The sequence below is a fragment of the Nocardioides campestrisoli genome (assembly GCF_013624435.2).
In the GTDB taxonomy this organism is placed as follows: Bacteria; Actinomycetota; Actinomycetes; order Propionibacteriales; family Nocardioidaceae; genus Nocardioides; species Nocardioides campestrisoli.
Window position 1 is genome coordinate 538,906 of the sequence record NZ_CP061768.1, and the last position, 14,174, is coordinate 553,079.

Sequence of the window (14,174 nt, forward strand, 5' to 3'; positions counted from 1 at the left end):
TGACATGGGACCTCGCCTCGGAGTCGACGTGGCCGCCCCCGGTGACCTCGTCTGGGAGCTGCTCACGGACGTCTCGTGCTGGTCGCGCTGGGGACCGACGGTCGGCGGTGCCCGTCTGGACGACCGCACCTCCACGCTGTCGGCCGGCGCCAGGGGGTCGGTCCGCACCCCGGTCGGGGCCTGGCTCGGTTTCCGCGTCGACCGCTGGCAGCCGGACCCGCCGCGGCGGACCTGGTCGTGGACGGTGGCGGGCGTGCCCGCCACCGAGCACACCGTCCTCGACCGCGGACCCGAGCGGTGCCGGGTGGAGATGGGCGTGCCGTGGTGGGCGACCCCCTACCTGGCGGTGACCGGACTGGCGCTGGTGCGGATCAGGCGGCTCGCCGAGGGCGACCGGCCCGACGACCGGCCCGACGTCTAGCCCGACCCCGAGGTGCCGCTCTCCAGGATCGAGACGATCGAGTAGAGCGAGAAGCAGATCGCGCCCAGGCCCGTCAGCACCCGGGCGGCGACGAAGACGTTCGGGTCCGTGACCGCCGCCTGGAAGGTGAAGGCGGCCAGGTAGAGGCAGGTCAGGGCGGTCAGCACCGGGATCAGCGGCACCCGGTTGGCCAGGGGGAAGGTGCGCCGCCAGACCAGGGCCAGCAGCCCCACCTTGCTCAGGATGCTGAAGCAGACCAGGCCCAGGCCGATCATCACCAGGCCCGGGGTCTGGTAGGCGGGCGACCGGTCGAGGACGAGCAGCACGATCCCCCAGACGATGTTGAGCGTGCCCATGGCGATCACCACCCACGGCCACATCACCCGGTGCCGGGGCAGGTAGGAGTTGCGGACCTGCCGCACGATGCTGACCACCAGCGCGATCAGGCTGGTGCAGATCATCGCCAGGCCCGCCACCACGTGGCCGACCGTGAACCGCGACGGAGTGCCGGCCAGTGCCAGGTTGACCGCTGCGATCGTCCACGCGGTGAGCGCGAGCACCACCGGGACGGCGACCAGGCCCAGACCGAGGCCCCGCGGGTAGGCCTCGTCCGGAGGCTCGTGGTTCTCCTTTGGCTTGGCCGAGTTGACCGGGATCAGGCTGAACTTCAGCGAGGCGGTGGCCACCGTGGCGACGCAGCCGCTGATCAGCCCGAGCCCGAGCACCACGTGCCCGGCGATGTAGTCCGGGTCGGTGCCGGAGGAGCTGCCCTGGGAGGCCAGCACCACGCCGTACGTCGCGGTCCCGAGCGCGGTCAGGTAGCCCAGCGTCGGGTAGACGACCTTGTCCACCGCGTTGAACCGGTGGATGAGCTGGCGGATGATCACCGCGGCGGTGCAGAACAGGCACACGCAGATGGCGGCCAGGAAGGTGACCACGCGACCGGCGACGAGGTTGCCGGGCTGGTCGGCCGCGGTCCACACCTCGATCCCGAAGCCGAGGCAGAGCGCGGCCATCACCAGCGGGATCGCCCGGAAGGTGACGCTGACCCAGTAGTTCATCCTCACCACGTCCTGAGATCGTCGACGACTCCCGGTGCTGCTCCGCCCTGCGGAACCCGTCTTCCTGCTCCCCAGCGTGCGCAGGGACGGCGAGGGCGTCAAAGGTCCTTCGGCCCCGGGCACCGGGACCGGCCCGACCGCGTGTGCGGGAGCGGCGTTAGCCTCGGAGCCATGCCCGCCCGACTCCGTCGCGCCGACCCTGCCGCGCTCGCCGAGGCGCTGGCCGCCGACGAGCCCACCCCGGCCCAGCTCAAGCTGCTCACCAAGCACTTCATGGCGGTGCTCGACGAGCGCGCGCCGGGGGCGAGCGTCGAGGTCCGGGTGCCGCCGTACGCCGCGGTGCAGGTAGTCCCGGGGGTCCGGCACACCCGCGGCACGCCGCCGGCCGTGGTGGAGATGGACGCCGAGACCTGGATCGAGCTCGCGACCGGATGCCTGTCCTGGTCCGACGCCGAGGCGCGTGGCGCACTGCGCGCCAGTGGTCAGCGCGCCGACCTCACCCCGTACCTGCCGCTCGTGGAGGATTGAGCCATGCCCGACATCGCGACGCCCGACCTGCCGCTGCCCGACCTGTCCGCCGCGGCCCGGTCCGCGCGTTCCCTGGGCTACCGCACCGACCTGGCCCTGCTCGAGCGCGCGGGCAGCACCGTCGAGGACCGCGGCACCCACCTGGTGGTGCGCACCCTCGACAACCCCGACTTCTACTGGGGCAACTTCCTGCTCCTGCGCGAGCTGCCGCTCCCAGGTGGAGCGCGCGAGGTGATGGCCGCGTGCTGGACCGAGTTCCCCACCTCCGACCACCGGGCGATCGCCTTCGACCTGACCGAGCCGCTCACCGACCACCCCGTCCTGCTCGAGTTCCTCGAGGCGGGGATGACCGCCAGCACGACGGTGACCCTGACGACGAGCTCCCTGACCCCGCCGGCGCGCCCGCACCAGGAGGCGGAGCTGCGGCCGCTCGCGGGCGAGGACGACTGGGAGCAGCAGGTGGCTCTCACCATCGCGGCCGACGCCCAGACCGCGTCGGCCGCCCTGGAGACCTACGCCCGCAAGCGGGTCGCGGCCGAGCGGGCGCGGGTGGACCAGGGCCTGGGCCAGCGGTGGGGGGCGTTCCTCGACGGTCGGCTGGTCAGCACCGCGGCGCTCTTCCGGGTCGACGCCGAGCTGGCGCGCTACCAGTCGGTGGTCACCCATCCCGAGCTCCAGCGGCAGGGACTCGCCACCACCCTGGTGCACCGGGTCGGCGCCTACGGGCTGAGCGAGCTCGGCGTGAGCACCCTGGTGATCCTGGCCGAGGAGGGCGCGCCCGCCGAGGGCCTCTACCGGGGCCTGGGCTTCGAGCCCGTCGAGCGGGTCACCGAGCTGCTCGCCCTGCCCCGTCGGGGTGACCACGCGTAGGGTTGCCGGCATGAGTGACGCGCGCGACGACCAGCTGAGGGGCAAGATCCACGAGGTGCTGCCAGGCCTCCGGCGAGACCTGGAGGACCTGGTCCGGATCGAGTCGGTGAGCGCCGACCCGGCCCGTTCGGCCGAGGTCGAGCGCAGTGCCGAGGCGGTGCGCGACCTGTTCGCGGCCGAGGGCTGCGAGGCCAGGGTGACCCGGTACGGCGACGACGGCGCCCCCGCGGTGATCGCTCACAAGGCCGGGCCCGAAGGCGCGCCCACCGTGCTGCTCTACGCCCACCACGACGTCCAGCCGGAGAACGACCACGCCGAGTGGGACTCCCCGCCGTGGGAGCCGACGGAGCGCGACGGCCGGCTGTACGGCCGTGGCGCCGCCGACGACAAGGCCGGGATCGTCACCCACCTGGGCGCGCTGCGCGCCTTCGGCGACGACCTGCCGGTCAACGTGGTGGTCTTCATCGAGGGCGAGGAGGAGGTCGGCTCCGACTCCCTGGTCGACCTGCTGAAGCAGCACGAGGCCGAGCTCCGTGCCGACGTGATCGTGATCGCCGACTCCGGCAACTGGGACATCGGTGTCCCCGCGCTGACCACCAGCCTGCGCGGCCTGGTTCGCGCCGACATCGAGGTCCGCACACTGACCCACGCGGTCCACTCCGGCATGTGGGGCGGGCTGGCCCCCGACGCCCTGATCGCGCTGTCGCGGGTGATCGCCAGCCTCCACGACGACGAGGGCAACGTGGCGATCGAGGGCCTGCACTCGGGCCCGGCTGCCGACGTCGACTACCCCGAGGAGCGGCTCCGGGCCGAGTCCGGCGCGATCCCCGGCCTGGAGTGGATCGGCTCCGGGTCGGCCGTGGAGCGGCTGTGGACCAAGCCGGCGCTCAGCATCACCGGCCTCGACGCCCCGCAGGTCGACGGCGCCAGCAACACCCTGGTGCCCTCCGCCCGGGCCAAGATCAGCCTGCGCATCGCGCCCGGCGACACCGCGGCCAACGCGGTCGAGCGGCTCCGCGAGCACGTGGAGAAGAACGTGCCGTGGGGAGCGGAGCTCACCTTCACCGTCGTGGACACCGGCGAGGCCACCCAGATCGACGCGACCGGTCCGGCGTACGACGCCGCCCGCGAGGCGTTCACCGAGGCGTGGGACGGCACCGCGCCCGTCGACATGGGAGTCGGCGGCTCGATCCCCTTCATCGCGGAGTTCCTGGAGACCTTCCCGGACGCCAGCGTGCTGGTCACCGGCGTCGAGGACCCCGACACCCGGGCGCACGGCGCCAACGAGGGCCTGCACCTGGCCGAGTTCGAGAAGGTCGTGCTCGCCGAGGCGCTGATGCTCGCCAAGCTCGCGCGCTGAGCCTCAGGCAGGCTCGGGCAGGCTCGGGGGCTCGACGGGCTGGTCCTCGGCCGCGCCCTCACGGGCCAGGGGGAGGGTGACGGCGAACGTCGTCCCCTCGCCCAGGGTGGACTCGAAGGTGATCCGGCCGCGGTGCCGCTCCACGATCCGCTGCACGATCGTGAGCCCCAGCCCGGTGCCCGGCTGGGCCACCGCGGCCGGGTTGGTGGAGCGGAAGAACTCCTGGAAGAGCCGCCCCTGGTCGGCCTCGGAGATGCCCAGGCCGGTGTCGCTGACCCGCAGCTCGGCGACCCGGCGCTTGCTCTCCAAGGTGATCGTGATGGTGCCGCCCTCGGGGGTGTACTTCGCGGCGTTGCTGAGCAGGTTGGCGCAGATCCGGTCGAGACCGCTCTCCTCGGCCAGCGCCAGCACGGGGTGCTCGGGCGCGTCCACCACGACCTTGAGCTGCTTGCGCTCGAGGGTGACCCGGACCAGGTCGAGCACGTCGTGCACGACGTCGGTCATGTTGACCGCGGTGGGCCGGAACTCCACGTGCGGGTCGCCGACCCGGGCCAGGACGAGCAGGTCGTCGATCAGCCGCTGCATGCGCACCGCGCCGCGCTCCATCGAGGAGATCGAGCTGCGCACGGTGCCGGTCAGCTCCGGCACCGACTCCAGCATCTCCACGTGGCCGAGGATCGAGGTGAGCGGGTTCTTCAGCTCGTGGGCGATGGTCGCGATCAGCCGGCTCTTGTAGCCGTTGAGCTCGCGCAGCTCGTCGATCAGCCGCCGCTCCCGCTCGAAGGTGCGGGCGTTGAGCAGGGCGCGGCCCAGGTCGTGGCCGATGTCGAGCGCCGCCTGCTTCTCGATCGGGGACCAGTCGAGCTTGCCGCCGCGGCGGGTCAGCACCAGGTTGCCCAGGCACTCGGGGCCGGCGCCCAGCGGCACGAAGAGCATCGAGGTGACGTCGATGGCCTGCATGAAGGAGGTGATCTCCTCCTCCTGCTCGGGTGTCATCACCCCGAACGCCGGGATGACGTCGTTGAGCACCACCACGTCCTGGATCTTCCAGAGCATCTGCGCCGAGAGCCGGGCGATCTGCTTGAGCTCCTCGGCCAGGTGGATCTCGGCGCCGTTGGAGGCGTAGACCGCCCCGCTGCCCTCGCCGTCCTCGTCGAAGGTCTCGATCCACATCCCGAAGGAGTTGAAGGCGCTGGTCAGCGCCGGCTGGGCAACCTCGATGATCCGGTCCAGGGAGAGCTCGGAGCTGACCTCGCGCACGATCATCCGCGCCGCGTCCGCCAGCCGTACCTGCTCGGCCAGCTCGGCCCGTTCGACCGCGGTCAGGACGGCGCGCCGGGTCTGCTCGGCGTACCGCTGGAGCTCCTGACGCTTCTGCGGCCCGGGTCGGCGGCGGTCGAGCGGGAGGTCGACCGAGAGCATCCCCCGCAGGGTGCCCTCGTCGTCGTAGATGGGGGCGAGCAGCAGGTCCAGCGGGTGCCACATGTCGGGGTCGTTGCTGACCTCGAGGTCGGGCACCCAGCCGAGGGTCTCGATGTCGAGGTTCATCCGCTCGTGCGGGACGAAGCGCAGGTCGCCCCAGTGCTCGGCGGTGGCGATCTCCAGCTCGATCTCGTCGATCGGCGTGCGGTGCCCCAGCAGCTGTTCGCGGGCTTCGACGCTGCCCGCGACGGCCACCATCTCCAGCGCCCGGTCGTCGCGGGCGACACTGATCGCCGCGACCTCGTAGCCGACGAGCTCGGTGACTCCCCGGGCGATGTTCTGGAGAGCGTCGACGAACACGTCCTCGGCGCGCGTCTCACCCATCCTGTGGTTCTCCCCGTGTCCTGCCCGAGTCTTTCGACGACCGAACGGCTGTTGCGCCGCAGGCGTACTGCATAGTAAGGGCCGGTTTCTGCGCCCGGCGGTCGATTCAGGTTATTGGAGGGGTGGGCGCGGCGCGAGGGGCCAGCGCGCTAGACCGGTCCGTGGAGACCGGCCCTGACCGCGCTCGCGGGCGTGTCCGCGGACGACGTCCCGACCGCCGTACACTGGCGCCGTGGCCCAGTCCAGCAGCACCCGCAAGGGCGGCGACGGCCGTCTGTCCCAGGCACTCGACCCGCAGGAGCTGGGACCCCAGGACGCGTGTGGCGTCTTCGGGGTCTGGGCGCCGGGCGAGGACGTCGCCAAGCTCACCTACTTCGGCATCTACGCCCTGCAGCACCGGGGCCAGGAGTCGGCCGGCATCGCGGTCAGCAACGGCCGGCAGATCCTCGTCTACAAGGACATGGGGCTCGTCTCCCAGGTCTTCGACGAGTCGACGCTGGAGTCGCTGCGCGGGCACGTGGCGATCGGCCACGCCCGGTACTCCACCACCGGCGCGAGCACGTGGCACAACGCCCAGCCGACGTTCCACCCCACCGAGTCGGGCTCGATCGCACTGGCCCACAACGGCAACCTGATCAACACCGCCGAGCTGGCGCAGATGGTGACCGAGGGCGAGCTCGACGGCCAGCTCGACCTGCGGGTGCCGGTCTCGACCAACGACACCAGCGTGGTCACCGCACTGCTCGCCCACCACCCCGACTCCACGGTCGAGGAGCGGGCGATGGAGCTGCTGCCCCAGGTCAAGGGCGCCTACTCGTTCGTCTGGATGGACGAGCACACGCTGTACGCCGCTCGCGACCCGCAGGGCGTGCGCCCGCTGGTCCTGGGCCGGCTGGAGCGGGGCTGGGTGGTCGCCTCGGAGACCGCGGCGCTGGACATCGTCGGCGCCTCGTTCATCCGCGAGATCGAGCCCGGCGAGCTGATCGCGGTCGACGAGGCGGGGCTGCGCACCCGCCGGTTCGCCGAGGCGGCCCCCAAGCACTGCCTCTTCGAGTTCGTCTACCTGGCCCGCCCCGACACCTTGATGAACGACCAGCGGGTGCACAGCGTCCGCGTCGAGATCGGCCGCCAGCTGGCCCGGGACTTCCCCGCGGACGCCGACCTGGTGATCCCGGTGCCGGAGTCCGGCACCCCGGCGGCCATCGGGTACGCCGAGGAGTCCGGCATCCCCTACGGCACCGGCCTGGTGAAGAACTCCTACGTGGGGCGCACCTTCATCCAGCCCTCGCAGACCATCCGCCAGCTCGGCATCCGGCTCAAGCTCAACCCGCTGCGCGACGTGATCGAGGGCAAGCGCCTGGTCGTCGTCGACGACTCGATCGTGCGCGGCAACACCCAGCGCGCCCTGGTCCGGATGCTCCGCGAGGCGGGCGCGCGCGAGGTGCACGTGCGGATCTCCTCGCCGCCGGTGAAGTGGCCGTGCTTCTACGGCATCGACTTCGCCACCCGCGCCGAGCTGATCGCCAACGGCCTGACCACCGACGAGATCCAGCGCTCCATCGACGCCGACTCGCTGGCCTACATCGGGCTCGACGCCCTGGTCCAGGCGACCACGGTGCCCAAGGACGACCTGTGCCGGGCCTGCTTCGACGGCCACTACCCGATCCCGCTGCCGGACCCCACGCTGCGCGGCAAGGGCGTGCTGGAGGGGGTGAAGGTCGACGACTGCGGCGGCTTCTCGACCGCCGGCCCGCGGGACGTCGACGGCCTCGCCGCCTCGCTCTCGGGCAGCGGTGCGGCCGACTCGCTCGAGCGCCCGTAGCGGCGTACGCCCGCCCTGTCCCAGACCAGCCGACTCCCCAGAACCAGCCCACGCAGGAGCATGCCGTGACCGACCCCCAGTCCTCCCCCCAGTCCGGCACCGGGCGCAACGCCTACGCCGCCGCCGGCGTCTCCATCGAGGCCGCCGACCGCGCGATCGACCTGATGAAGGGGTGGGTCGAGAAGTCGCGCCGCCCCGAGGTGATCGGCGGCCTGGGCGGCTTCGCCGGGCTCTTCGACGCCTCCGCGCTGACCCGCTACACCCGGCCCCTGCTGGCCACCTCCACCGACGGCGTCGGCACCAAGGTGGCGATCGCCCAGGCGATGGACATCCACGACACGATCGGCTTCGACCTGGTCGGGATGGTCGTCGACGACCTGGTGGTCTGCGGCGCCGAGCCGCTGTTCATGACCGACTACATCGCCACCGGGCGGGTGGTGCCCGAGCGGATCGCGGCGATCGTCAAGGGCATCGCGGAGGCCTGCGTGGAGGCCGGCTGCGCGCTGGTGGGTGGCGAGACCGCCGAGCACCCCGGCCTGCTGGCCCCCGACGAGTACGACGTGGCCGGCGCGACCACCGGGGTGGTGGAGGCCGACCAGCTGCTCGGCCCGGGCCGGGTCCGCCCCGGTGACGTGGTGGTCGCGATGGAGGCCTCGGGCCTGCACTCCAACGGCTACTCCCTGGTCCGGCACGTGCTCCTCGGCGACCCTGCCGACGGCGGCGCGGGCTGGCTGCTGGACCGCGAGGTGCCCGAGCTGGGCAGGACGCTGGGGGAGGAGCTGCTGACCCCCACCAGGATCTACGCCAAGGCCTGCCTGGACCTGGCCCGCAGCACCCGGACCCACGCGATGTCGCACGTCACCGGCGGTGGTCTGGCGGCCAACCTGGAGCGGGTGATGCCCGAGGAGCTGACGGCCACGATCAACCGCGGGACGTGGACCCCCCAGCCGGTCTTCGACCTGGTGCGCCAGGTCGGGCTGGTGCCCCAGGAGGACCTGGAGGCCACCCTCAACTGCGGCGTGGGGATGGTCGCCCTGGTCCACCCCGAGGACGTCGACGCGGCGATCGGCACCCTGGCCGGGTACGGCGTGCGTGCGTGGGTGGCCGGCGAGGTGGCCGAGGCGCGCGAGTCCGCCGACGGCGGCCGGGTCCGGCTCGAGGGCCAGCACCCCGGCTGGTGACGCCGCGGAGGGCCCCGGCGTTGCGCTGGGAGCGAACTTTCCGCTCCGGCCCCGCGTGATTGAGCGGGGGAGAGCCTCGACACGGTGGGCTGGGTGTGCGGGAATTACTCCCAGCGGGTAGCGTTGCACCCACGAGTATCCAGTCAAGAGACCGGGCGCCGCGGCGTGCGCGCCAAGAGCCCCGGCCAAGCGTGCGAGGGGGTCGGACCCTATGGGGCGCGGCCGAGCGAAGGCCAAGCAGACGAAGGTCGCCCGCGACCTGAAGTACCGGACTCACGAGACGGACTTCGGAGCGCTGGCGAAGGAGCTGCATGGCGAACCGGACAGCAGTACCACCTCACCTGATGAGGCGGAGTACTTCGACGACTGGTCCGATTACGCGGACCCGCCTCGTCGCGATTGACGACTGAACCCTGAGGGCCCGCGCGAGCGGGCCCTCAGGGTCGGTTGCCTCAGCGCACCTTCGCCTCGGCGCACAGTGCTCAGGGCATGCTCAGGACAGGTGGATGTCGCGCAGTCGCCCGACGTCTCGCATCCGTCGTTCCGCCAGCCGGTCGGCGGCGAGCGAGGGAGTGACGTCGTCGCGCGCGGCGAGCTCGAGCACCGACCGGGTCGTGTCGTAGATCCCGGCGGCGCGGTGCTTGGCACGCTCGAAGGAGAACCCTTCGAGCTCGTCGGCCACCTGGATGACGCCGCCGGCGTTCACGCAGTAGTCGGGGGCGTAGAGGATGCCGCGCTCCTGCATCGTCTTCTCCACCCCGGCGTGCGCCACCTGGTTGTTGGCGGCACCGCAGACGATCCGGGCCGAGAGGACCTCGACCACCTCGTCGTCCAGCGCTCCGCCGAGGGCGCACGGCGCGTAGACGTCGAGCTGCTCGGCGACCAGCGCCTCGGTGGAGTCGACCACCCGGACCGTGGGGTGCTCGGCGCGGATCCGGTCGACCGCGGGCGCCCACACGTCGGTGACCACGACGTCCGCGCCGTCCTCGAGCAGGTGCCCGACCAGGTGCCGGCCGACCTTGCCGACGCCGGAGATCCCGACCGTGCGGCCGGCCAGGGAGTCGCTGCCCCACTGGTGCGCCGCGCTGGCCCGCATCCCCTGGAAGACGCCGTACGCCGTGAGCACCGAGGAGTCGCCGGCGCCGCCGTGGGCGACGGTGCGGCCGGTGACGAAGTCGCACTCGCGCGCCACCACGTCCATGTCCTCGGAGAACGTCCCGACGTCGCAGGCGGTCAGGTAGCGCCCGTGCAGCGACTGGACGAAGCGGCCGTAGGCGCGCAGCAGCGCCTCGGACTTGTCGGCGCGCGGGTCGCCGATGATCACCGCCTTGCCGCCCCCGAGGTCGAGCCCGGCCAGCGCGTTCTTGTACGACATGCCGCGGGAGAGCGCGAGCACGTCGCGGACCGCCTCGTCGGTGCTCGCGTACGGGTGGAACCGGGTTCCGCCGAGGCCTGGTCCCAGGGCAGTGGAGTGCAGCGCGATCACCGCGCGCAGGCCGCTCGCCTGGTCGTGGCAGAAGACCACCTGCTCGTGGTCGGTGCTGGCGAACAGGTCGATGGTGGGAGTGCTCTCCACGGTGCTGCTCACTTTCTCGGTCCGACGTCGGTCCGGACCGCGGTGTCGTGGCCACGGGGGTGGTGTGGCGCTGGTCAGCCGGACCGCGGGGTGGTGTGGTCCGGATCACCTCACCCTAGTGCGGGCCGGTCGCGCTCCCGCAGGTGCACCACGTCGCCGTGGGTGCCGTAGCCGAGCAGCTCGCCACCGGCCGCCCGCCCGTTGAAGGTCACCATCCGCCAGCCGTGCTCGTCGGGCAGCAGCGTGGGCCAGGGCAGGTTCGTCGGGTACGGCGCGTCCAGGGTGCCGAGCTCGCGCAGGTCCAGGTCGAGCACGGGGTAGCGCGCGCGCAGCTCGCGGCGGCTGTCCCGGCCGTCGCTGGCCAGCACCCGGACCGGGCTCGTCGGCCCGTCGAGCCGGAGCAGGGTGACGCCCTCGGTGGCGCGCCGCTCGGGGGCGGCGGCGCGCAGCGTCAGGTCGTCCAGGGTCGGGCCCGAGGCCACGCACGGATGGAACCGGAAGAACCGGCTGGCGCTGGCGTAGCCGACCAGCCAGGTGTCGCCGTCGCGCAGCAGGTGCGGGTCCCAGACGCCGACGGAGGTGAGCCCGTCGGTGGGCAGGGGGAGCTCGCGGGTGTCCACCACGTGCTCGCCGCGGAGCAGGTCCGCCCCGCTCTCGGCCAGGGTGCACCGCACGCCGGGGACGCGACGCCGGTCGAAGTCGCCCCAGGTGCTGGTGGCCACCAGCCAGCGGCCGCCGTCGCGGAGCAGGTGGACCGCGTGGTCGCCGAAGACGCCGGGGACGTCGGGCCGGCGGAAGTAGAGGTCGGCGCAGTGGGTGAGCCGGTCGGCTTCGGCCGCGAGCCGCCACACGCTGGTGTGCGCGGTGTCGAAGAACCCGGGTCCGGCGGACGTCGCGGTGAGCAGCCAGTCGCCGCCGTCGCGCACGGGCGTCCCGTCGGCCTCGGTGACCAGCCGGAGGTCGCGCAGCCCCAGGTGCCCGAAGCCGCCGCTGGTGAGCCCCGCCACCTGGCCCTCGGCGGCCTGGTGCCCGAGCGTGAGACCGGTCAGCCACCCCTCGTCGTGCGGGTCGACCCGTCCGGTCAGGTCGACCCGGCCGCGGGCGGTCCACTCCTCGCCGTCGAGGCACAGCACGGTCAGGTGCATCCCGGTGAGGGTCAGGGCGAAGGCGTCCGGCCGGTCCGTGGCGGTGCCGAACCGGCGGCTGCGGTGGCTGGTGCGGCGCCCGGCCGGGTCGGTGACGGTGAGTCCCACGGCGCCGCGCGCGGGCTCGTACCAGCCGGCCAGCCGGGTGCCCCCCGAGGCGAGGAACAGCTCGACCCGGCCGGCGGGAGCGTCCTCGCCGCCCTTGCCGCCCTCGGCGTCATGGCGCAGCGCCTCGGAGGCGAGGTCGGCGACCACGGCGACGTACGGCGCCGGCCGGGCCGCGGCGTACCGCGACGAGGTGCCGCTCACCGGGTGGCGGACCGAGGTGGCGGGGGAGACCAGCGCCAGCGGCCGTTCCCGCGCGACGATCTCCAGGGGCGGCAGCACGGGCACATTCTGGCCCATGGGCGGGAACGACGAAGCGCCCGGTTCGTGTGGACGAACCAGGCGCTTCGACTGCTTGTGGGCAGGGGCGGGGTCGAACCGCCGACCTTCCACTTTTCAGGCGGACGCTCGTACCAACTGAGCTACCTGCCCAAGCGGGGGAAACCTTACATCAGCGTGCCCGGTCGAGGAAAAGCGACCGCGTGCCGGGCTCGGCACGGGGCTGTGCTGGGTCTCTGCCGGGGCGCCCCCTATGCTAGGCACGCACGCGTCGCCGACCTGGTCGGCTGCGCGCTGGGCCCCCATCGTCTAGCGGCCTAGGACGTCGCCCTTTCACGGCGGTAGCACGGGTTCGAATCCCGTTGGGGGTGCGGTTCCCGAGCGTGGTGACCACCTCGATTGGGAGTCCTCGCCGATGATGGGTTAAGGTTTCCCCGCTTCGCAAGGAGCACAACTTCAAAAGCATGGCCCTGTAGCGCAGTTGGTTAGCGCGCCGCCCTGTCACGGCGGAGGTCGCGAGTTCGAGTCTCGTCAGGGTCGCCAGCAGATGCCCCGGTCAATGGCCGGGGCATCACGCATTTCCGGGGCGCCCCCACGTACGCTGAGGCCATGCAGGTCTCCCGCGACGTGTTCGACTCGCTGGTCGAGCGGGCCCTCGACGAGATCCCCGGCGAGCTCAGCTCCCTGATCGACAACGTGGTGGTGCTCGTCGAGGACGAGCCGCCCGACGACGACCCGGACCTCCTGGGCTACTACGACGGGGTCGCCCTCACCGAGCGGCCGGCGAACCACGCCGGCGGTCTTCCGGACCGCATCGTGCTGTTCCGTGGGCCGTTGGAGGACATCTGCGTCGACGAGGGCGAGCTGGTGGAGGAGATCCGGATCACCGTCGTGCACGAGGTGGCGCACCACTTCGGGATCGACGACGCCCGGTTGCACGAGCTGGGCTACGCCTGAGCCCCTCCCGTCCCGTCGGGGACGACGGCCGTGGTGGACGTCGGGTCAGGAGACGTGGCTGTCGGCGGAAAGCGTCTCGTGCACGTCGTACGCCGTCCACGGCACGGGCTCCTCGCCGCGGACCTGCCGGGTGAACTGGTCCAGGAGCCAGACCTGGAGCATCCGCTGCTCCGGGGAGCGAGCCAGGGAGAGCAGCCGCTGGGCGCGGCAGAAGGCGTCGGCGAGGTCGAACATCTCCAGCATGGTGCTGAAGATCTGCGCCGACTCGGGGGCCGCCTCGAAGCACAGGTCGGAGGTGGCCTTGCCCTGGCGCAGCGTGGCCGCCACCCCCTCGAGCATCGCCGGGGGGAACTGCCGCTCGAAGGTGGAGAACATGTGCGAGAGGTCGCGGGCCAGCGGGTAGTCGGCCTCGTGGGCGAGCGCGAGCAGGCGCAGCTCGCGGCGCAGGTTGTTGTACTGCGTGAGCACGCTGAGGAAGAGCTTGAGGTCGACGTCGAGGAGCCGGACGGTGACCGAGTCGGGGGAGGGCTCCCACTTCTGGCTGTCGTCGTGGAGGACGTCGATGACCCCCTCGCGGTACCCGTCCTCCTGGAGGCTGCCGGCAGGCTCGAACCAGACGATCTTGCCCCCGCGCTCGATGGTGGCGCCCCACGCCACCGAGGCCATGGAGACCATCGAGAGGCCGCGGCCGAACGTGGTGAGGAACTCGTCGAGGTCGTCGTCGTCCGGGGTGTTCTCCACCGGGCCCCCGCCGATCACCGGGGGGCGGCGGGAGGCGTCGTACACCTCGATGCGGGGATGCTCGCGGGTGCCGCGCACTCGCACGTTGATCGGCGCCTGGCCGTGCAGGATCGCGTTGGTCACCAGCTCGGAGACGCCCAGCTCGGCGCAGTCCAGGAGGTCGTCGCGGCCCAGCTCACGGCACAGGCCGAGGACCCAGCGCCGAGCGTCAGCGACGGCGCTCGGTGCCGAGTCAAGGGGCAACGCTTCCTTGTTGAGCGGCAAGTGGTGGGTCCTCGTGGGGGGTGGCAATAGGTGGAGCCAGACACGGCGCGCTTACCCG

13 protein-coding genes and 3 tRNA genes are annotated in these 14,174 nt (G+C 72.3%); 10 read left to right on the forward strand and 6 right to left on the reverse strand.

From position 1 onward, the window contains the following. The first annotated feature begins 4 nt into the window (after nucleotides 1–4). Nucleotides 5–421, forward strand: a complete 417-nt coding sequence (locus H8838_RS02600) for an SRPBCC family protein (RefSeq protein WP_185995249.1) — start codon at nucleotides 5–7, stop codon at nucleotides 419–421. Here the strand turns inward: H8838_RS02600 and H8838_RS02605 are convergent. Next, the gene (locus H8838_RS02605; protein ID WP_181309612.1) at nucleotides 418–1,482 is read right to left on the reverse strand and encodes a DUF2776 family protein; all 1,065 of its coding nucleotides are present in this window, start codon (nucleotides 1,480–1,482) and stop codon (nucleotides 418–420) included. The genes H8838_RS02600 and H8838_RS02605 overlap by 4 nt on opposite strands. A gap of 171 nt (nucleotides 1,483–1,653) precedes the next feature. On the opposite strand from H8838_RS02605, the gene H8838_RS02610 reads away from it, so the two are divergent. Genes H8838_RS02610 through H8838_RS02620 form a run of 3 tightly spaced genes read left to right on the forward strand, consistent with a single transcriptional unit; the run spans nucleotide 1,654 to nucleotide 4,240 of the window. Beyond that, nucleotides 1,654–2,010, forward strand: a complete 357-nt coding sequence (locus tag H8838_RS02610) for a sterol carrier family protein (protein ID WP_185995248.1) — start codon at nucleotides 1,654–1,656, stop codon at nucleotides 2,008–2,010. 3 nt (nucleotides 2,011–2,013) lie between these two features. Beyond that, a complete protein-coding gene (locus tag H8838_RS02615) occupies nucleotides 2,014–2,880 on the forward strand; it encodes a GNAT family N-acetyltransferase (RefSeq protein WP_185995247.1) in 867 nt (288 codons plus the stop codon). Between the two features lie 10 nt (nucleotides 2,881–2,890). Next, nucleotides 2,891–4,240: a dipeptidase gene (locus H8838_RS02620; protein ID WP_185995246.1), complete on the forward strand. Its 1,350-nt coding sequence runs from the start codon at nucleotides 2,891–2,893 to the stop codon at nucleotides 4,238–4,240. Nucleotides 4,241–4,243: 3 nt separating this feature from the next. Here H8838_RS02620 and H8838_RS02625 read toward each other — a convergent pair whose 3' ends face one another. Continuing rightward, a complete protein-coding gene (locus H8838_RS02625) occupies nucleotides 4,244–6,046 on the reverse strand; it encodes a sensor histidine kinase (RefSeq protein ID WP_181309608.1) in 1,803 nt (600 codons plus the stop codon). Between the two features lie 232 nt (nucleotides 6,047–6,278). Between H8838_RS02625 and purF the strand changes: the two genes are divergently transcribed. The 3 genes from purF (at nucleotide 6,279) to H8838_RS02640 (ending at nucleotide 9,452) form a co-directional block, all read left to right on the forward strand. Continuing rightward, on the forward strand, nucleotides 6,279–7,868 hold the full coding sequence (gene purF / locus H8838_RS02630; RefSeq protein WP_185995245.1) for an amidophosphoribosyltransferase: 1,590 nt from the start codon (nucleotides 6,279–6,281) through the stop codon (nucleotides 7,866–7,868). 65 nt (nucleotides 7,869–7,933) lie between these two features. Then, nucleotides 7,934–9,049, forward strand: a complete 1,116-nt coding sequence (gene purM / locus H8838_RS02635; protein WP_185995244.1) for a phosphoribosylformylglycinamidine cyclo-ligase — start codon at nucleotides 7,934–7,936, stop codon at nucleotides 9,047–9,049. 211 nt (nucleotides 9,050–9,260) lie between these two features. Next, entirely contained in the window at nucleotides 9,261–9,452 is a 192-nt protein-coding gene (locus H8838_RS02640; RefSeq protein WP_181309605.1) for a DUF3073 domain-containing protein, read from the forward strand. Between the two features lie 90 nt (nucleotides 9,453–9,542). Here H8838_RS02640 and H8838_RS02645 read toward each other — a convergent pair whose 3' ends face one another. From H8838_RS02645 to H8838_RS02655, 3 genes are all read right to left on the reverse strand, one after another. Then, the gene (locus H8838_RS02645) at nucleotides 9,543–10,637 is read right to left on the reverse strand and encodes a Glu/Leu/Phe/Val dehydrogenase dimerization domain-containing protein (RefSeq protein ID WP_224766335.1); all 1,095 of its coding nucleotides are present in this window, start codon (nucleotides 10,635–10,637) and stop codon (nucleotides 9,543–9,545) included. Between the two features lie 98 nt (nucleotides 10,638–10,735). Beyond that, the gene (locus tag H8838_RS02650; RefSeq protein WP_224766336.1) at nucleotides 10,736–12,157 is read right to left on the reverse strand and encodes a hypothetical protein; all 1,422 of its coding nucleotides are present in this window, start codon (nucleotides 12,155–12,157) and stop codon (nucleotides 10,736–10,738) included. A gap of 76 nt (nucleotides 12,158–12,233) precedes the next feature. Beyond that, nucleotides 12,234–12,307, reverse strand: a tRNA-Phe gene (locus H8838_RS02655). A 145-nt stretch (nucleotides 12,308–12,452) separates the two neighbouring features. On the opposite strand from H8838_RS02655, the gene H8838_RS02660 reads away from it, so the two are divergent. The 3 genes from H8838_RS02660 to H8838_RS02670 all read left to right on the forward strand — a co-directional run bounded on the left by H8838_RS02660 (nucleotide 12,453) and on the right by H8838_RS02670 (nucleotide 13,111). After that, nucleotides 12,453–12,525 (forward strand) — tRNA-Glu (locus tag H8838_RS02660). 95 nt (nucleotides 12,526–12,620) lie between these two features. After that, nucleotides 12,621–12,697, forward strand: a tRNA-Asp gene (locus H8838_RS02665). 66 nt (nucleotides 12,698–12,763) lie between these two features. Next, nucleotides 12,764–13,111, forward strand: a complete 348-nt coding sequence (locus H8838_RS02670; RefSeq protein ID WP_181309603.1) for a metallopeptidase family protein — start codon at nucleotides 12,764–12,766, stop codon at nucleotides 13,109–13,111. A 45-nt stretch (nucleotides 13,112–13,156) separates the two neighbouring features. Here H8838_RS02670 and H8838_RS02675 read toward each other — a convergent pair whose 3' ends face one another. Then, nucleotides 13,157–14,095, reverse strand: a complete 939-nt coding sequence (locus H8838_RS02675) for an ATP-binding protein (protein WP_181309602.1) — start codon at nucleotides 14,093–14,095, stop codon at nucleotides 13,157–13,159. Nucleotides 14,096–14,174: the final 79 nt, after the last annotated feature.